16 protein-coding genes are annotated in these 16,807 nt (G+C 73.1%); 7 read left to right on the top strand and 9 right to left on the bottom strand.

Going from position 1 to position 16,807, the window contains the following annotated elements:
* Position 1 precedes the first annotated feature (1 nt).
* The gene (locus A4R25_RS30515; protein WP_082930945.1) at positions 2-1,255 is read right to left on the bottom strand and encodes a MaoC family dehydratase N-terminal domain-containing protein; all 1,254 of its coding nucleotides are present in this window, start codon (positions 1,253-1,255) and stop codon (positions 2-4) included.
* 211 nt (positions 1,256-1,466) lie between these two features.
* On the opposite strand from A4R25_RS30515, the gene A4R25_RS09415 reads away from it, so the two are divergent.
* Together A4R25_RS09415 and A4R25_RS09410 are read left to right on the top strand one after the other, a co-directional pair.
* Positions 1,467-2,207, top strand: a complete 741-nt coding sequence (locus A4R25_RS09415; RefSeq protein WP_051611041.1) for a hypothetical protein — start codon at positions 1,467-1,469, stop codon at positions 2,205-2,207.
* Entirely contained in the window at positions 2,204-3,013 is an 810-nt protein-coding gene (locus A4R25_RS09410; RefSeq protein ID WP_064446344.1) for an SDR family oxidoreductase, read from the top strand. The genes A4R25_RS09415 and A4R25_RS09410 overlap by 4 nt, the downstream gene beginning before the upstream one ends.
* A 10-nt stretch (positions 3,014-3,023) precedes the next feature.
* Here the strand turns inward: A4R25_RS09410 and A4R25_RS09405 are convergent, their stop codons facing one another.
* From A4R25_RS09405 to A4R25_RS09390, 4 genes are read right to left on the bottom strand one after another with little or no spacing between them, the layout of a single operon-like run.
* Positions 3,024-3,791 carry an SDR family oxidoreductase gene (locus A4R25_RS09405; protein WP_197494860.1) on the bottom strand — a complete coding sequence of 256 codons (768 nt, stop codon included), beginning with the start codon at positions 3,789-3,791 and terminating at the stop codon, positions 3,024-3,026.
* Positions 3,784-4,377, bottom strand: a complete 594-nt coding sequence (locus A4R25_RS09400) for a nuclear transport factor 2 family protein (RefSeq protein WP_064446343.1) — start codon at positions 4,375-4,377, stop codon at positions 3,784-3,786. The genes A4R25_RS09405 and A4R25_RS09400 overlap by 8 nt, the downstream gene beginning before the upstream one ends.
* Positions 4,370-5,191 carry an SDR family NAD(P)-dependent oxidoreductase gene (locus A4R25_RS09395; RefSeq protein ID WP_197494859.1) on the bottom strand — a complete coding sequence of 274 codons (822 nt, stop codon included), beginning with the start codon at positions 5,189-5,191 and terminating at the stop codon, positions 4,370-4,372. The genes A4R25_RS09400 and A4R25_RS09395 overlap by 8 nt, the downstream gene beginning before the upstream one ends.
* 35 nt (positions 5,192-5,226) lie before the next feature.
* The gene (locus A4R25_RS09390; protein ID WP_082930941.1) at positions 5,227-6,459 is read right to left on the bottom strand and encodes an MFS transporter; all 1,233 of its coding nucleotides are present in this window, start codon (positions 6,457-6,459) and stop codon (positions 5,227-5,229) included.
* Between the two features lie 121 nt (positions 6,460-6,580).
* On the opposite strand from A4R25_RS09390, the gene A4R25_RS09385 reads away from it, so the two are divergent.
* From A4R25_RS09385 to A4R25_RS09375, 3 genes are read left to right on the top strand one after another with little or no spacing between them, the layout of a single operon-like run.
* Positions 6,581-7,438 (top strand): SDR family oxidoreductase, encoded by an 858-nt coding sequence (locus tag A4R25_RS09385; protein WP_231915471.1) that lies wholly within the window; start codon positions 6,581-6,583, stop codon positions 7,436-7,438.
* A 1-nt stretch (position 7,439) separates the two neighbouring features.
* On the top strand, positions 7,440-8,600 hold the full coding sequence (locus A4R25_RS09380) for an acyl-CoA dehydrogenase family protein (protein WP_064446340.1): 1,161 nt from the start codon (positions 7,440-7,442) through the stop codon (positions 8,598-8,600).
* 10 nt (positions 8,601-8,610) lie between these two features.
* On the top strand, positions 8,611-9,711 hold the full coding sequence (locus tag A4R25_RS09375; protein WP_064446339.1) for an acyl-CoA dehydrogenase family protein: 1,101 nt from the start codon (positions 8,611-8,613) through the stop codon (positions 9,709-9,711).
* Positions 9,712-9,796: 85 nt separating this feature from the next.
* Here A4R25_RS09375 and A4R25_RS09370 read toward each other — a convergent pair whose 3' ends face one another.
* Entirely contained in the window at positions 9,797-10,603 is an 807-nt protein-coding gene (locus A4R25_RS09370; protein WP_064446338.1) for an SDR family oxidoreductase, read from the bottom strand.
* The gene (locus tag A4R25_RS09365) at positions 10,603-11,754 is read right to left on the bottom strand and encodes an acetyl-CoA C-acetyltransferase (protein ID WP_064446337.1); all 1,152 of its coding nucleotides are present in this window, start codon (positions 11,752-11,754) and stop codon (positions 10,603-10,605) included. The genes A4R25_RS09370 and A4R25_RS09365 overlap by 1 nt, the downstream gene beginning before the upstream one ends.
* A 139-nt stretch (positions 11,755-11,893) precedes the next feature.
* Here A4R25_RS09365 and A4R25_RS09360 point away from each other — a divergent pair, with 139 nt between their 5' ends.
* Both A4R25_RS09360 and A4R25_RS09355 read left to right on the top strand, forming a co-directional pair.
* Complete coding sequence (locus A4R25_RS09360) at positions 11,894-13,498, top strand: FadD3 family acyl-CoA ligase (RefSeq protein ID WP_231915493.1); 1,605 nt, start codon at positions 11,894-11,896, stop codon at positions 13,496-13,498.
* A 131-nt stretch (positions 13,499-13,629) separates the two neighbouring features.
* Positions 13,630-14,850, top strand: coding sequence for an acetyl-CoA C-acetyltransferase (locus tag A4R25_RS09355; protein WP_064446335.1), 1,221 nt, complete (start codon positions 13,630-13,632; stop codon positions 14,848-14,850).
* An 86-nt stretch (positions 14,851-14,936) separates the two neighbouring features.
* Here the strand turns inward: A4R25_RS09355 and A4R25_RS09350 are convergent, their stop codons facing one another.
* Together A4R25_RS09350 and A4R25_RS09345 are read right to left on the bottom strand one after the other, a co-directional pair.
* Positions 14,937-16,013 carry a phosphotransferase family protein gene (locus tag A4R25_RS09350; RefSeq protein WP_064446334.1) on the bottom strand — a complete coding sequence of 359 codons (1,077 nt, stop codon included), beginning with the start codon at positions 16,011-16,013 and terminating at the stop codon, positions 14,937-14,939.
* 54 nt (positions 16,014-16,067) lie between these two features.
* Positions 16,068-16,655 carry a TetR/AcrR family transcriptional regulator gene (locus A4R25_RS09345; RefSeq protein ID WP_043324821.1) on the bottom strand — a complete coding sequence of 196 codons (588 nt, stop codon included), beginning with the start codon at positions 16,653-16,655 and terminating at the stop codon, positions 16,068-16,070.
* Between the last annotated feature and the right edge of the window lie 152 nt (positions 16,656-16,807).

Here is a 16,807-nt window from a genome sequence, read left to right as displayed (position 1 = left end):
CTCAGGGCAGGGCGATGGTGGCGGAGGCGATGACGTGGTCGCCGAGGCTGTTGGTGCCGCGGACGTCGACGGTGACGTGCGATCCCCCGTCCGCCGGATTCAGGCCGGTGACGACGCCGTCGAGGGTGCAGGTGTCGCCGGGGTGGTTCTGCGCGGCGAGGCGGGTGCGGAAGTCGACGACGCGAGCCTCCGGTCCGGCCCAGTCGGTGAGGTAGCAGTTGACCAGCGCGCTGGAGCCGAGGATGTTCATGTAGACGTCGCGGGCGCCCCGTTCCAGGGCCGCGTCGCGGTCGAGGTGCACGTCGTTGAAGTCGAAGGTCGCGGTCGCCAGCGCCGCGATGGACAGCTGGGTGACGGGGATCGGCCAGGGCGCGAGGCGTTGCCCGATGCTCACCTCGGCCCCGGTACGGGTGCTCGTGCGGCGTTGCGGCCGGGGGGCGGTGAGCACCGGCAGAATCGCACCGTCGCGGGTGCGCCGGTGCGCCACGACGACCGGCATGCCGTCGTGCACGAGGTCGGGGCGCAGGTACGCGACATCCCCGGTGAAGCGGGTCCCGTCGGCGAGTTCGGCGCTGCCGACGAGGTAGGGGCGCTCGTCGAGCGGGGCGGCGGCGTAGCCGGGTTGCAGGTGAGCGGTCAGGGTGCCGGTGGTGCCGGCCGGCGGCAGGTCGACCGGGGCGGCGGCCGGGCGTACCGGGCGGGCGAGGCGGTCCCCTGATGACGCCGGGCCCTCGGTCCGGGTCGCCGGGTTCCAGCGGAGCATCCGCAGGACGACGCGGCCGACCGGCTCGCCCTCGACGGTGCGGTAGTCGCTGACGAGGTCGACGAAGTGGCCCCGGCCGAGCCGGGTGGACTTCTCGGGGGAGACCGCGCCGATGGAGGGGAACTGCTCCAGGTGGTCGCCGGGGCGCAGCGGGCGTACGTAGGTGTGCTCCGTCTGCACCGCGGCCACCGAGGTGAACCCGCGCGTGGCGAGGACCTCGTTGACCCGGTCGAGGCTCTCCGCGTGGCGGTGAGCGCGCCTGTTGCCCGGCAGGGTCCACATGTTCAGCGAGGTCGCCGGGGCCACGATGCCGCCCCAGACGGAGCGGGCGGCCCACCGGGGGTCCTGGTACGCGGGGTTCTCGTCGCCGACGGCGTCGCACCAGATGCGGATGGCTGCTTCGGTGATCGCGTCCTTGGCCCGGCGGGGCGGGTCGGTGAGGCCGATCAGAGCGTCGAGTCGGGCGCGGAAATCCGCGTCACTGCCGGTCATGGGGCTCCTCTTGCGGACAACGGTGTCAACCAAGCGCTTGCTTGACCATATGACCGGCGCTGCCCTAGGGTCAAGGCTCGAAACACCGGCCGCGCCCCGGCGGCGACACCGGACCGATCGTGCGTCACCAGCGCCCCGACCCGCGAAGAGGGCCGAGATGCTCCCCAGCACCCCAGCGACAGCCACCCGAGCCTTCTTCTCGTTTCCGAAGGTGACCGACCCCGCCCGCCATCGCGACTACAACGCCTGGCATCAGCTCGACCACCGCCCCGAGAACCTCGCCCTGCCCGGGGTCGTGCACGGCGACCGCTGGGTGCGTACGCCCGCGTGCGAGCGGCTCGGCAGCTACCCCGATCCCGCCCTCGCCGGCAGCCAGTACATGGCGATGTACTGGTTCGCCGAGCCGGCCGCGGACGCGGTCGCCGAGTGGACGGACCTCGGCGACCGGGCGATCCACCAGGGCCGGCGTCCGGAGCTGGCCTGGACCGAACGGCCGATGACCCGGATGTTCCGGCCCGTCCAGGGCCACGTCGCACCCCGGGCCCTCGTCACCCTCGCCGCGCTGCCGTTCCGGCCCCACCGCGGGGTGTACGTCGAGGTGAGCCGGGTCGAGACGTCCCAGCGCCCGGACGTGGCCGACCTGTCCCGGTTCGAGCACGAGACGCAGGTGCCCGACCTGCTCGCGCGCGACGGCGTCGCGGGCGTGTGGACCTTCCGCAGCGCCCCGAGCCGCAGCCGCCCCGACGGACCCGTCGTGCGGATCCGGCTCACCTACCTCGAAGCCGACCCGGTCGAGTTCGCGCGGGCCCTGGCCGCGGACCCGCCGGCGGCCCCGCCCACGGCGCTCGCCGGCACGGCCACCCCGCTGTTCACCGGGCCCCTGGCCACCATCACACCCTGGGAGTGGGACTGGTTCGACGAGCCCGCCACGGCGACGGACCGGGTGGCATGAGCGAGGCCACCGCCGGACTGTTCGAGCGCTACGGGCCCTGGGCCCTGGTCGTCGGCGGTTCCGAGGGGGTCGGCGCCGCGTTCGCCGAGCAGCTGGCCCGGGCCGGCCTGGGCATCGTGCTCGTCGCCCGCAAGCCCGCGCCGCTCGGGGAGACCGCCGACCGGGTCCGGGCGCACGGGGTCCCGTGCCGCGTGCTCGCCCTGGACCTGCTCGACGCGGACGCGACCGCCCGGATCGTCGAGGCCGTCGCCGACCTCGACCTCGGCCTGCTCGTCCTCAACGCGGGCGCGAACACCTACCGCAGCCGCTTCGTCGAGGCGGACCTCGCCCGGGTCCGGGCCGTCATCGATCTCAACGTCACCCGCCCGCTCGAACTCTGCCGGGAGCTCGGCGCCCGGCTCGCCGCCCGCGGCCGCGGCGGCATCCTCGTCGTCGGCTCCTCGGCCGGCTACCTAGGCCACGCCGACATCGGCGTCTACGCCGCCGCCAAGGCCTTCACCCGGATCTTCGCCGAGGGCCTCTGGCTCGAGCTGCGGCAGGTGGGTGTCGACGTGCTGCACCTGGTGCTCGGGCTCACTGCCACCCCCGCCATGGCGCGCGCCGGCCTCGACCTGACCGGCGCGGCCGACCCGGCTGACGTTGCCGCCGAGGGGCTGGCGGCCCTGGGCGCAGGCCCGGTGCACGTGGTGCGCCAGCAGGCCGAGATCGCCGCGCGGCGCTCCGGACCGGACCGGGCCGCCCTCGTCGCCGGCAACCACGGCGGGATGCGGGCGATGCTCGGCGGCCCGGGCCCCGACCCGAGCTGACCGGCCGCGTTCACTGCGTGACGGTCCACCCGCCGTCGACGACGAGCACCGCCCCGTTGACGTACGAGGCCAGCGGCGAGAGCAGGAAGAGGATCGGCCAGGCGATCTCGTCCGGTGTGGCCATCCGGTGGCTCGGCACCCGGGCCAGCACGGACTGCCCCGTCGGGGACCCGGCGAAGCCCCGCAACCTCGGGGTGTCCACCATGCCGGGTGCGACCGCGTTGGCCCGTACGACGTCGGCCCGGTGCGCGGCCAGGTGCCGGGTGTAGCCGACGATCGCTGCCTTCGCCGCGCTGTACCAGTCGGAGGCGGTGCCCACGACGGTGCCGGCGACCGAGGCGGTGTTCACGAGGGTCGCCCCGGGCGGGGCCTGTTCGAGCCAGGCCCGGGTCACCGACCGTACGCTGCCGACACACAGCCGTACGGCGTGGTCGAAGTCGAGTTCGGTCGCCGAGGACGGGCCGGCGTTGTTGACGAGGTGGCGCACCGGCCCGTACGCCGAGCAAGTCGCGGCGAGGGCCGCGCACACGGCCGCCTCGTCGGCGACGTCGACCACGTGCGGGTCGACCACCCCGCCCGCCGCACTCACGGCGGCGCTCACCGCCGTGAGTGCGGCGGCGTCGAGGTCCCAGGCGGACACCACGAGTCCCTGGGCGGCGGCTGCTGCCGCGGTCGCCGCGCCGATCCCGCAGCCGGCCCCGGTCACGACGACGACGTCGCCCGTACGGAAGCCGAGCCGCGGCGCGCCGGCGCCGACCCCCGGCCGCGGGTCACCCACAGGGGCGCCCGGGCTCGCCGGCCGGGTCCGGCCCGGCCTCCGCAGCCGGGCCGCCGGGCGGCCACGGGCTGCTGATCGGGTCGGAGGCGTCGCGGGCTCCCCGCAGTGCCGCCTCGGGGATCGGCCACTGGCCGGCGAGGTCGTCGACCCGCTGCCACTCGGAGACGGTGCGGCGTTTCTGCACGCGCCACTCGCCCGCGCGCCGGGTGACCAGGTCGACGTAGCGGAACCCGCTGATGATGTTGCCGCGTGGCGGCTCGGACGTGCTGCGCTGCAACGCGATGCCGTACGTCTCGGCCCGGGCGCGGTCCGGGTCGGTTGGGTCGAGTTCGACCAGGATGTTCGTCAGGTAGTGCATCGTCATGGTGCGCCGCGCCACGAGCGCGAAGACCGTGTCCAGCATCGTGTCCCGGTCGGCGGTGGTCCCGCCGAGGGTGATCCGGGCGTCCGGGTGGAAGGCGCTCGCGGCCAGGGCCCGGTCCATCCGGTCGATCCCGCGTGCATAGCGCAGCAGGGCCCGTTCGACGGCCCGCTCGGCGAGCAGCGCGTCCAGCTCGACCGGGAGGGACCGCGACGGCTCAGACACCGAAGCCTCCGTCGACGTCGAGCTTCTGCCCGGAGATGAAGCCGGCCCGGTCGCTGGCCAGGAAGCAGGCGGCCTCGGCGATGTCGAGGGCACTGCCGAACCGCCGCAGTGGAGTCGAGGACCGGGCGACGGCCAGGGCGCGCTCGTCGAGGTCACCGGAGGAGATCAGCCGCTCGGCCATCCCGTCGGTGAGCATGCCCGGCCCGACGCAGTTGAACCGGATGCCGAAGCGGCCCTCCTCGTTGGCGAAGGCCCGTACGAGCGCCTCGACCGCCGCCTTCGGCGCGGCGGACAGGCCGTCCCGGGCGGGGTAGCGCGTCGTCGCCGCGGTCGTGATCGCCACGACGTTGCCACGGCTCTGCCGCAGGGCCGGGAGGCAGGCCGAGACCAGCGTGAAGAAGGCGGTCGTGTCGTTTGCGACCTGAGTGGCGAACTGCTCGGGACGCACTGTGGACAGGTGCCGCATGGGCACGTGCGGCCCGGCCGCGTGCACGACCGTGTGCAGCGGCCCGCGGCTTCCGGTGAGCTGCGCCACGAGCGCGGCGGTGGCCTCGGCGTCGGTGAGATCGAGGTGGTGCGCCGAGTGCGTGCCGGACGCGACGGGCGGCAGTTCGTCGAGCACCTGCCGGGCGGCGTCGGCGTCGCTGCGGTAGGTGATCGCCACCGCCGACCCTCGGCGCGCCAGCTCGCGGGCGATGACCCGGCCGAGGCCGCCGGTGCCGCCGGTGACGAGCGCGACGCCGGCGCGGTGGACGAAGTCGGCGGGCACGGGCAGTGCCGCCGTGGGCGCGGTCGGGGAGGACTGGTCGGTCACGACAACTCCTGAGGAGGTGGGAGGGCCGGGGGAGGTCAGGTCGCGGGGAGGGGGTCGGCGCGTCCGCGGCGCAACCACAGGAGCACGGTGGCGGCCGTGGCCAGGCATGCGGCGGCGTACAGCAGGAACGCGGTCGTGGAGCCGAGCCACGTGCTCAGCCCGCCGAGCAGGAGGGCGCCGAACGGCATGCCACCCCAGCCGAGGAAGTAGAGGCTCATCACCCGGCCGCGCTGCGCGTCGTCGACGACCTTCTGGACCACCGTCTGCAGGGTCACCATGGCGCCGATGCTGAACGTGCCGCACAGCAGCGCGGCCGCCGCGAGCACGGGCACCGTCGTGGCGGCGCCGAGCAGGGCGTTGCTCAGGCCGAGCAGAACGAGGGTGACAGCGGCGTGCCACACGGTGGCGATGCGCTCGGAGAGGCGGGCCACGACGAGGATGCCGAGGAGCGAGCCCAGCCCGGTCAGCGCCACGAGCACGGGGAAGACCGGGTCCGGGTTGTCAGTGGTCGCGGCCGCCCGGACGGGGAGCTGGGTGGTGAAGGCGCACCCGAAGAACGCGTTCACCGCGACGATGACGAGGCAGAGCGCGGCCGGGGGACGCTCGCGGGCGTGCCGGATCCCCGCGCGTACCTGGGTGGTCAGGCTCTCCCGGGCCACCCGGACGGCCGGCGGGATGCGCCGGGTGCGGACCGCTACCGCGGCGGCGGCCGCGGCGAGAGTGAGCGTCGCGTACATCACGAACGTGCCCAGCGGTCCCCAGGCCACGAGGATCAGCCCGGCGACCGCGGGGCCGATCGAGCGGGCGAGGTTGAGCCCGGCCGCCTGGATCGGGACGGCATGGCCGAGCGCCTCGGCCGGGACGGTGTTTGCCACGAGCGCCTGGGTCACGGGGGACAGGAAGCTGATTCCGGTGCCGGCGAGGAAGGCGAGCCCGAGCATCACGGGCAGGGCGACGATGCTGGCCGCGATCGTCGCCGCGCAGACCCCGGCCAGGACGGTGGTCGCCAGGAGCACGCCGATCTGCAGCCGCCGCCGGTCGACCGCGTCGGCCAGCACCCCGGCCGGGATGGAGAAGAGCGTGAACGGCACGAGCAGACAGAAGAAGAGCGCCCCCATCGTCGCCGGGGTGGCGTCGCTCTCGATCAGCACCGACTGGAAGGCGATGTTGCAGCCCCAGTAGCCGGCCTGGGACAACACCAGGGTCAGGAGTACGAAGCGGAAGTCTCGGAATTGCAGGGCCGAGAACATTTTCACGTCTTTCGCCATCCTTCTGTCGTTTCCGGGACCCTACCAAGCGCTTGCTTGCATAGCTAGTGCCGGGTGTGGTTTTCTTCCCGTACCTCGAGTGAAAGGGCGTGCCGTGAGCGGCTTCTGCGCAGGACGAACGGTGATCGTGACCGGTGCCGGACAGGGGCTGGGCCGGGTCCACGCCCTCGAATTCGCCCGGCAGGGCGCGAACGTCGTCGTCAACGACATCGACAGCAGCCGGGCGGCGGCCCAGGCCGTCGTCGACGAGATCCGCGCGCTTGGCGGTCGCGCGGTCGTCAGCACCGGCGACGTCAGCGACTGGGCCTACGGTGAGCGCCTCGTGCGCGAGACGGTCGAGACCTTCGGCGGGCTGCACACCCTCGTCAACAACGCCGGCATCAACCGCGACCGGATGCTTGTCAACATGAGCGAGCAGGAGTGGGACCTGGTCCTGCGGGTCGACCTCAAGGGACACTTCGTCCCGATGCGCCACGCCGCCGCCTACTGGCGGGACGAGGCCAAGGCCGGCCGCCCGGTCGCCGCGCGCGTGGTCAACACGTCCTCCGGCGCGGGGCTCATGGGCAGCGTCGGACAGGGCAACTACGGCGCCGCCAAGGCCGGGATCGCCGCGCTGACCCAGATCGCGGCCGCCGAGTGGGCCCGGTACGGCATCGTCGTCAACGCGATCGCCCCCTCGGCCCGTACCCCGATGACCGAGGCCGTCTTCGCCGAGACGATGGCCGCCCCCGAGACGGGCTTCGACGCGATGGACCCGGCAAACGTCTCCCCGCTCGTGGTCTGGCTCGGCTCCGACGCCGCGCGGGCCGTCAGCGGCGCCGTCTTCGAGGTCGCCGGCGGCGAGGTCTCGCTCGCCGACGGCTGGCGCCACGGGCCGGCCGCCGACAAGGGCGGCCGATGGGAACCGGAGGAGCTCACCGACGTGGTCGCCGACCTCATCGCCCGCTCCGAGCCGCCGACCCCCGTCTACGGTGCCTGACATGGGTGCGCCGGTGAGCGACGAGCAGTTCCGGGCCGAGATCCGCGGCTGGCTCCGGGAGGCCCTGACCGGACCGTTCGCCGAGGCGGTCGGCACCGGCGGCGAGGGACGCGAGCACGAGGCGCACGAGCTGCGCCGCGAGTGGGAGCGCCACCTGGGCCGGGCCGGCTGGATCGGCCTCTCCTGGCCCACCGAGTACGGCGGTCGCCCGGCGACCCTCGCCCAGCAGGTCATCTTCCACGAGGAGTACGCCCGCGCCGGCGCGCCCGGCCGGCTCGGGCACATGTCCGAGCAGCTGCTCGGCCCGACCCTGCTCGCGTTCGGCACGCCGGAGCAGAAGGCCCGCTTCCTGCCCCGCATCACCAGCGGTGAGGACATCTGGTGCCAGGGCTACTCCGAGCCCGGCGCGGGCTCGGACCTCGCCGGGGTGCGCACCCGCGCCGAACGCCGGGGCGACCACTACGTCATCACCGGGCAGAAGGTGTGGACCTCGCTGGCGCACCTGGCCGACTGGTGCTTCGTGCTGTGCCGCACCGATCCCGGCTCGACCCGCCACGCGGGCCTGTCGTACCTGCTGGTGCCGATGAATCAGCCCGGCGTGACGGTGCGCCCGATCACCCAGCTGACCGGCACGAGCGAGTTCAACGAGGTCTTCTTCGACGAGGCCGTCGCCGCCGTCGAGCACCGTGTCGGCGCCGAGGGCGAGGGCTGGAAGGTCGCCATGGGCACGCTGGGCTTCGAGCGGGGCGTGTCCACCCTCGGCCAGCAGATCGGCTTCCGCCGGCGCCTCGACGCCGTCATCGCCCGGGCCCGCTCCAACGGCGCCTGGCAGGAGCCGGCGCTGCGTGACCGCCTCGTGGACGCATACATCGGGCTCGAGGTGATGCGGCACTCGGCGGTGCGGCTGCTCGCGTCCGCCGGTGAGGGGCTGTCCGGTCTGGAGGCGTCGATCTCCAAGCTCCAGTGGGCCACGTGGAACCGCTCGCTGGGTGAGCTCGCGGTCGACGTCGAGGGGGCCGGGGCGCTGCTCACCGGGCCCGGGTACGAGCTGGACGACGCCCAGACGCACTTCCTCTTCAGCCGCGCCAACACGATCTACGGCGGCTCCAACGAGATCCAGCGCAACATCATCGCCGAGCGCCTGCTCGGCCTGCCCCGATGAGGTGAGGACGATGACCGGAACGCCCGAGGACCTCGCCGAGATCCGTGCCTCCGTGGCCGAGGTGCTCGACGGGCAGGCCGACCTGCGCCGAACCCACGAGGTCATGGTCGGGGAGCGGGGCTACGACCCGCTGCTGCATGAGTTGCTCACGGCCGAGCTGGGCCTGCTCGGCCTCGTCGTGCCGGAGCACCTCGGCGGCCTCGGCCTGGACGTGCCCGCCGCGACCGCCGTCATCGAGGAGCTCGGGGCCCGGCTCGTGCCGGGCGCGCTCGCGACGAGCCTCACCGCGATCCTCGCCGCCCGCGCCCTCGGCCCGAGCGCCGAGCCCCTGCTGGCACGCGTCGTGGACGAGCAGCTGACCCTGGCCGTCGCGCTCGCCGAGGACGGCGCGGGCTGGGATCTCGGGCAGACCGCCACCCGGGCCACCGGCGCCGGGGACGAGTGGGCGCTGACCGGGACGAAGACCCTCGTCGCCGGGGCCGAAGCCGCCCGGGTCGTTCTCGTCACCGCCCGCAACGAGGGCGGTGAGCTCGGCGTCTACGCGGTGGACCGGGCCGCCGACGGGGTGGACGTGCGGACGCACATGACGCTCGACCAGACCCGTCGGCTGAGCACCGTGCGCCTGCGCGAGGCCGCCGCCACCCGGGTCGACGCCCCCGGCGGCGACGGTGCCCGGGTGCTGCTGGACCACGTACGCGCGATGCTCGCGCTGGAGTCGGCGGCCGCCGCCCGCGCCTGCCTCGACCTCACCGTCGACTACCTCAAGGTGCGGGAGCAGTTCGGCCGCCCGATCGGGTCGTTCCAGGCCCTCAAGCACCGCTGCGCCGACCTCGCCGTCGCGGTCGCCGGGGCGCGGGCCACCGCCGACCACCTCGTCACGACGTTGCGCACCGGGGCCGCCACCCGCTCGCACGACGCGGCGCTGGCCAAGCTCGTGTGCGCCGACACGCTGATGACCGTCGCGGCCGAGGCGATCCAGTTGCACGGCGGCATCGGGTTCACCTTCGAACACCACGCACACCTGTTCTTCAAGCGCGGCAAGTCGGCCCAGCTGCTGGCCGGCTCTGCGGCGGCGGTCCGCGCCGAGGTGGCGGCGCTCGCCGGCCTCTGAGCGAGGCGCCGAACTCCACGGCAGGCAGGAGCGGAGGGGCCGCACCGAACCGGTGCGGCCCCTCCGCCGTACATGCCCCGCGCGCTCAGCCGAGCGGACCGGCGCCGGGCGGCTGGGCGGCCAGGTGCCGCGACGGGATCTCCCCACCACCGTCGACGACGATCTCGGTGCCGGTGACGTAGGCGGACAGCGGCGAGACGAGCAACAGGCAGGCCGCGGCGATGTCGGCCGGGGTGGCCATCCGCCGCATGGGGATGGTCCGCGCCACGCGGTCCTGCCCCGCCTCGTCGCCGTAGTAGAGATGCGACAGCTCGGTCTGCACGAGACCCACAGTCACCTGGTTGACCCGTACGGCGGGCGCGAAGTCGAGCCCGAGGCACCGGGTCAGCATGGTCAGGCCCGCCTTGGCCGCGGCGTACGCGGCGGTGTCCGGGGCCGGGTTGGCTCCGGCGACCGAGCCGATGTTGATGATCGTCCCGCTGCCCTGACGCTGCATGACCTCGTTGGCCTGCTGGGCGACGTAGAACGGGGCGAGCAGGTTGAGCGTGACGACCGCCGAGACGAAGCGGGGGGACACCGTCGCGGTGTCGGCGCTCGGTGCGCCACCGGCGTTGTTGACCAGGATGTCGAGCCGGCCGAACCGGTCCACCGCCGCGGTGACGAGGGCCTTGGCCTGCTCCGGGTCGCGTACGTCCGACTGGACGAAGACGGGGGTGCGTCCATCGATCCCGGGCAGTTCCTCGGGCTCGCTGCGGCCGCACACGATCACCCGCGCCCCGGCCCTGAGGAAGGCGCGGGTGATCTCGGCGCCGATGCCACGGGTGCCTCCGGTGACGACGGCGACCTGGCCGGTCAGGTCGACGCCGCCGGGCGTCGCGGGGGAGTGGGTCATCAGAGCCTCTCGATGATCGTGACGTTGGCCTGGCCGCCGCCCTCGCACATCACCTGCAGGCCGTAGCGGCCGCCGGTGCGTTCGAGCTCGTGCAGGAGGGTGGTCATCAGCCGGGCGCCGGTGGCGCCGAGCGGGTGGCCCAGGGCGATCGCGCCGCCGTTGACGTTGACCCGCTCCGGGTCGGCCCCCGTCTCCTGGAGCCAGGCGAGCACGACCGAGGCGAACGCCTCGTTGATCTCGAACAGGTCGATGTCGTCGATCGACATTCCGGTGCGTTCGAGCGCGTGGGCGGTGGCGGGGATCGGGGCGGTGAGCATCAGCACCGGGTCGTCGGCGCGTACCGACAGGTGGTGGATCCGGGCGCGCGGGGTCACGCCGTGCTCGGCCACGGCCTGCTCGCTCATGACGAGCAGGGCCGCCGCGCCGTCGCAGATCTGGCTCGCCACGGCGGCGGTGACCCGGCCGCCGGGGGTCAGCGGGTCGAGGGCGGCCATCTTCTCCAGGCTCGTGTCGGCGCGCGGACAGGTGTCGGTGTCGACGTCGCCGACGGCGCGGATCTCGCGGCCGAAGCGGCCCTCGGCGATGGCCCGCAGGGCCCGCTCGTGGCTACGCAGGGCGAATCGCTCCATGTCCTCCCGGCTGACGCCCCACTTCTCGGCGATCATCTCGGCCGAGCGGAACTGCGAGATCTGCTCGTCGCCGTAGCGCTCGCGCCAGCCGATCGACCCGGAGAAGGGGTCGTCGAAGCCGTACTGCTGACCGGTGAGCATCGCGGCCGAGATGGGGATGGCACTCATGTTCTGCACGCCCCCGGCGACGACGACGTCGTTGACTCCGGCCATGACGGCCTGGGCCGCGAAGTGCACCGCCTGCTGGCTCGAGCCGCACTGCCGGTCCACTGTGACGCCGGGTACGTGCTGCGGGAGGCCGGCGGCGAGCCAGGCGGTGCGGGCGATGTCACCGGCCTGTGGGCCGATGGTGTCGACGCAGCCGAACACGACGTCCTCGACGGCGCCGGGGTCGATCCCCGAGGAACTCATGAGGCTGGTGAGCGCGGCGGCTCCCAGATCGGCGGAGTGGATCTTGGCGAGCGCGCCGCCGCGTCGCGTGACGGGGGTGCGGACGGCGTCCACGATGTATGCCTCTGCCACCGGGTTCCCTTCCTTCAGATGCCTCACCGGTCGGTGCCGCCGGCGTCGCTGCCGCTAGTCTAGCAAGCGCTTGGTTGGTAGTCTGTGCTTCGTTTCCGACAAGTGACCGGCTCCGCGTGAGGAGATGTGCGTGAGTGACGTGTTGACCACGATCCCCGCCCTGCTGCGGCAGGCCGCGCAGGACGCCGCCGAGCTGGAGGCCCTCGTCGACGGGGACGTGCGGATGACCTTCGCCGAGCTCGACGCGGCCGTCAACCGGTTCGCGCGGGCCGCTGTCGCGCACGGTCTCGAGCCGGGGGACCGCGTCGTCGTCTGGGCCCCGAACAGCGCCGACTGGGTCGTCAGCGCCCTCGGCGTGCTGGCCGCGGGCGGCGTGCTGTGCCCCGTCAACACCCGCTTCCGTGGTGCGGAGGCACGGTCCGTCATCGCCAAGGTCCGGGCCACGATGGTCGTCCTGGACGACGCCTTCCTGGACTCCCACTACCTGGCCGCGCTGCGCGGTGACGGGTCGTCACCGGCCGTCGGCCGCCCCGTGCCACTGCTGCCCTCGGTGCGTACCGTCGTCGACCTGTCCGCCACCGGCCGCGAGCAGACCGATCACGGCGTGTGGTCCCTGGCGGGCTTCACCGCGCTGGCCGACCAGGTCGACCCCGGAGTCGTCGACGAACGGATCGCCGCCCTCGCCCCGGAGGACGTGTCCGACATCCTGTTCACCTCCGGCACCACCGGCTACCCCAAGGGCGCGATGGTCTCGCACGCCTCGAACCTTCGCGTCGACCGGGAGTGGGCCCGACTCGTCGGGCTGCGGCGAGGCGACCGCTATCTCATGGTCAACCCGTTCTTCCACAGCTTCGGCTGGCGGGCCGGCATCCTGGCCTGCCTCCTCACACGCGCCACGATCATCCCGGTCGCCGTGTTCGCCGTCGAGACCGTGCTGCGTCTCATCGAGCAGGAACGGGTCACGGTCTTCCCCGGCGCGCCCACCGTCTACACGTCCCTGCTCGAACACCCCGACCTCGGCAGGTACGACCTCAGCTCGGTACGCCTGGCCGTCACCGGCGCCACGATCGTGCCGGTGCCGCTGCTGCGCCGGATGCGCGAGGAACTCGGCTTCCGCGACGTCATCACCGCCTACGGCCTGACCGAGACGTGCGGCACCGCTACCGTGTGCCCGCCCGACGCCGGCCTCGAACGGATCTCGACCAGCTGCGGGCGGGCGATCCCGGGCACCGAGTTGCGGATCGCCGGTCTCGACGGACAGCCGCTGCCGGCCGGCGAGTCGGGCGAGATCCTCGTGCGCGGCTACAACGTGATGGCGGGCTACTTCGAGGACCCGGACGCCACGGCGCAGGCCATCGACGAGGACGGCTGGCTGCACACCGGTGACGTCGGCTGGGTCGACGAGGACGGCTACCTGCGCATCACCGACCGGATCAAGGACGTCTACATGGTCGGGGGCTTCAACGTCTACCCCGCCGAGGTCGAGCGGGTGCTGTCCGAACATCCCGCCGTCTTCGACGTCGCGGTCGTCGGGGTCCCCGACGCGCGGATGGGCGAGGTCGGCAGCGCCTTCGTGCAGACCGTTCCCGCCTGGACCGGTGACGAGTCGGCGCTCGCCGACGAGCTCGAGGCGTGGTGCCGGGAGCGGCTGGCCAACTTCAAGCGCCCGCGCAGCTTCACCGTCGTTGCGGCGCTGCCACGAACCGCGAGCGGAAAGATCCAGAAGTTCAAGCTCACCGGGTGAGCCCGGCGTTGCGCTTCGTGCGGGCGCACCGGCCCCGGTGCCCTGCTCGCCGGCAGGCCCGACGCCCCGACCAGACCTGACACCGACGGCACCGCCGTCACGGGCGCCAGCCCGAGAACCGGAGGACACCAATGCAGGACGCAGTCATCGTCGCCGCGGCGCGCTCGCCGATCGGCCGGGCCTTCAAGGGGTCGTTGGCCTCGATGCGGGCCGACGACCTGGCCACCCAGATGGTCCAGGCGGCCCTGGCCCAGGTGCCGGCGCTCGACCCGACCCAGATCGACGACCTCATGCTCGGCTGCGCGCAGCCGGCCGGCGAGCAGGGCTGGGGCCTCGCGCGCGTCGTCGCTGTCGAACTCGGGCTCGACCGGGTTCCCGGGACGACGGTGCAGCGGTACTGCGCGTCGAGCCTGCAGACGACCCGGATGGCGCTGCACGCCATCCGCTCCGGTGAGGCCGACGTGCTCGTCTCCGCCGGGGTCGAGGCCGTCTCGCGCTTCGCCGCCGGCAAGTCCGACGGCATGCCGGACACGAAGAACCCGATCTTCGCCGCGGCGGGGGAGCGCACCGCCACCCGCGGACGGGGTGGCGCCGGCCCGTGGACCGACCCACGCGACGCGAATGAACTGCCCGACGTCTACATCGCGATGGGCGAGACCGCGGAGAACGTCGCGAGCCACCGCGGCGTGAGCCGCGCCGAGCAGGACGAGTGGGCCGCCACGAGCCAGCAGCGGGCCCAGGCCGCGATCGAGTCGGGCTTCTTCGCCACCGACATCACGCCGGTGACCCTCGCCGACGGCACCGTCGTGGCCACCGACGACAGCCCTCGCGCCGGAGTGACGGCCGAGTCGCTGTCCGGCCTCAAACCGGCCTTCCGGCCCGACGGTACGGTGACCGCGGGCAACTGCTGCCCGCTCAACGACGGCGCGGCCGCCCTCATCATCATGTCCAGCCGCAAGGCCGCCGAACTCGGCGTCACGCCGCTGGCCCGGATCCTGTCCACCGGTGTCTCGGCGATCTCGCCGGAGATCATGGGTCTCGGCCCGGTCGAGGCGTCGAGGCGGGCCCTCGCGCTGGCCGGGCTCTCGATGGCCGACATCGATCTCGTCGAGCTCAACGAGGCGTTCGCCGCTCAGGTCGTCCCCTCCATCTCGGACCTCAAGGCCAACCCCGAGCAGGTCAACGTGCACGGCGGCGCGATCGCCCTGGGCCACCCGTTCGGTCAGACCGGAGCGCGGATGACGACGACGCTCATCAACGGGCTGCGGGCGCGGGACGGCCAGTTCGGCCTCGAGACCATGTGCACGGCCGGTGGCCAGGGCATGGCGATGGTCATCGAGCGGCTCTCCTAGGCGGGTGTGTCGACGTCCCCGGTCGAACCGGGGACGTCGACAGCCGGCTCATGCCATCACGCCGAGTGGGTACGGCCGGGCGCGGATCAGTGCCGGGGCAGCGCCGCCGCGAGGGCCGCCGCCCGGCCGGCGACGGCGGCCGCCTGCTCAGCGAACGAGGCCGCGGTGCGGTCGCCGCCGCTCATCGCGCCCTGCGTGACCCTGGTGTACACGCCCTCGAGGATGCACGCGGTCTTCCACCAGTTGTAGGCGACGAAGTAGTCGATCCGAGCCGAGTCGGTGCCGGTGGCGAGGCAGTACCGGGAGAGCAGTTCGTCCCGGGTCGAGAAGCCGGGCCGGACCGTGGCCGGGTCGTGCAGCGCGCGGGCCGTGTCGCCGGCCTGCGCCCAGTAGACGAGCAACTGGCCGACGTCGGCCAACGGGTCGCCGACGGTGGTGAGTTCCCAGTCGAGTACGCCCTGGACCCGCCATCGCGAGTCGAGCATGCAGTTGTCCAGGCGGAAGTCGCCGTGCACGATCCCCGAGCGGGACTGCCCGGGCGCCGCGGCCACCAGGTGCTCGTGCGCGGTCTGCAGGTCGGGCAGGTCGCGGATCCTGCTCCGCTGCCAGTTCTCGTGCCAGCGTCCGAGTTGCCGGGGGAGGTAGTCACGGCGGCGGGCCAGGCCGCCCAGTCCGATGACCTCCGGGGCGAGTCGGTGCAGGGCCACGAGAGCGTCGACGAGCGTGGGGCCGATGAGCGCGCGGTCGGCCTCGGTGGTGAGCCGCTCGACGTCGGCGGGGCTGCGCAGGATCACGCCGTCGAGGTGCTCGAGTACGACGAGGGGCGCGCCGGCCACCTCGCCCGTCTCCTCGACCGCGAGCACCCGGGGCACCGGGAGGTGGCCGTGCAGCCCGCGCAGGATTCGCGCCTCGCGCAGGACGTCGTGCGCGGTGGCCGGGTGGTTTCCGAGCGGTGGACGGCGCAGCACGACGACGTGGCCGGCCGCGTCGGTGGTCCGGTAGGTCAGGTTGGAGCGCCCTCCGGCGATGACCTCGTGCCGGAGGTTGCCCTGCAGCTCGGGCACCGCGCGGCCGAGCCAGGCGTCGACGCCCGCCGGGAGCCCGGCGTGCCGGGTGGGCTCGATCGGGGCCGGACCTGTCCGGGCGTGACCTGCTGCCGTCATGGGGGCGCCTCCTCTTCCGGGCACCACCCTAGCAAGCGCTTGGTTTGCCCGCGCTCAGTCGCGGGCGAGAATGCCGTCGAGGAACACCGAGACGAAGTCGTCGGCGAAGTTCGCCATGGAGTACGACGGGGTCGGCTTGAACCAGCGGACCGAGAGCCACAGCGCGTCGCGCAGCATGCCGTGCAGCACGCGTACCGGGATGTCGTTGCGGAAGTCGCCCGTGGCGATACCGGCCTCGAGCACCTGGATCCAGGCCCGCTGGATCGTGGCGGCCGCCTCGCGGATGTGCTCGTAGCCCTCGATCTTGGGCAGGTAGCCGCTCGAGTTCTGGTAGATCTCGGTCGCGTGCGGGTGGGCCTCGATGTTGGCCAGCGAACTGGTGACGAGCTTGCGCAACTGGGTCGCCGGCTTCTCCTCGGACGCCAGGACTTCGCCGTAGCGGTAGGTCAGGTCGGTCAGGTAGTCCGAGATGATCGCGTTGACCATCTCGTCCTTGGACTTGAAGTGGTGGTACAGGCTGCCGGAGAGGATCCCGACCGAATCGGCGATCTCGCGGACGGTCGTGGCATCGATTCCTTTGGCTGCGAAAAGGTGGGCGGCGTTGTCGAGGATGACCGAGCGTCGGTCCTGGGTCGTCGACATATGGGTGCTCCCGGTTCCTCGAGCAATGTGTTGGTCAAGCGCTTGCTTTATATCACTTCGATGCCTTCAGCATGATAAAGCCAGCCTCCCTTGACCGGGGTGCTCGCAATGCCTAGGGTGGCGGCCAACCAAGCGCTCGTTCGGTGCCCGGA

This window comes from Micromonospora sp. NBRC 110037 (assembly GCF_001652995.1).
GTDB lineage: Bacteria > Actinomycetota > Actinomycetes > Mycobacteriales > Micromonosporaceae > Micromonospora > Micromonospora chalcea.
This window is presented reverse-complemented; position numbering and strand designations above follow the sequence as displayed.

What these genes read in the sequence shown, in the direction of transcription:
- A4R25_RS09350 (WP_064446334.1), bottom strand. Translation starts at nt 16,013, where the DNA reads ATGACGGCAGCAGGTCACGCCCGGACAGGTCCGGCCCCGATCGAGCCC.
- A4R25_RS09390 (WP_082930941.1), bottom strand. Translation starts at nt 6,459, where the DNA reads ATGGCGAAAGACGTGAAAATGTTCTCGGCCCTGCAATTCCGAGACTTC.
- A4R25_RS09355 (WP_064446335.1), top strand. Translation starts at nt 13,630, where the DNA reads ATGCAGGACGCAGTCATCGTCGCCGCGGCGCGCTCGCCGATCGGCCGG.
- A4R25_RS09345 (WP_043324821.1), bottom strand. Translation starts at nt 16,655, where the DNA reads ATGTCGACGACCCAGGACCGACGCTCGGTCATCCTCGACAACGCCGCC.
- A4R25_RS09370 (WP_064446338.1), bottom strand. Translation starts at nt 10,603, where the DNA reads ATGACCCACTCCCCCGCGACGCCCGGCGGCGTCGACCTGACCGGCCAG.
- A4R25_RS09380 (WP_064446340.1), top strand. Translation starts at nt 7,440, where the DNA reads ATGGGTGCGCCGGTGAGCGACGAGCAGTTCCGGGCCGAGATCCGCGGC.
- A4R25_RS09375 (WP_064446339.1), top strand. Translation starts at nt 8,611, where the DNA reads ATGACCGGAACGCCCGAGGACCTCGCCGAGATCCGTGCCTCCGTGGCC.
- A4R25_RS30515 (WP_082930945.1), bottom strand. Translation starts at nt 1,255, where the DNA reads ATGACCGGCAGTGACGCGGATTTCCGCGCCCGACTCGACGCTCTGATC.
- A4R25_RS09410 (WP_064446344.1), top strand. Translation starts at nt 2,204, where the DNA reads ATGAGCGAGGCCACCGCCGGACTGTTCGAGCGCTACGGGCCCTGGGCC.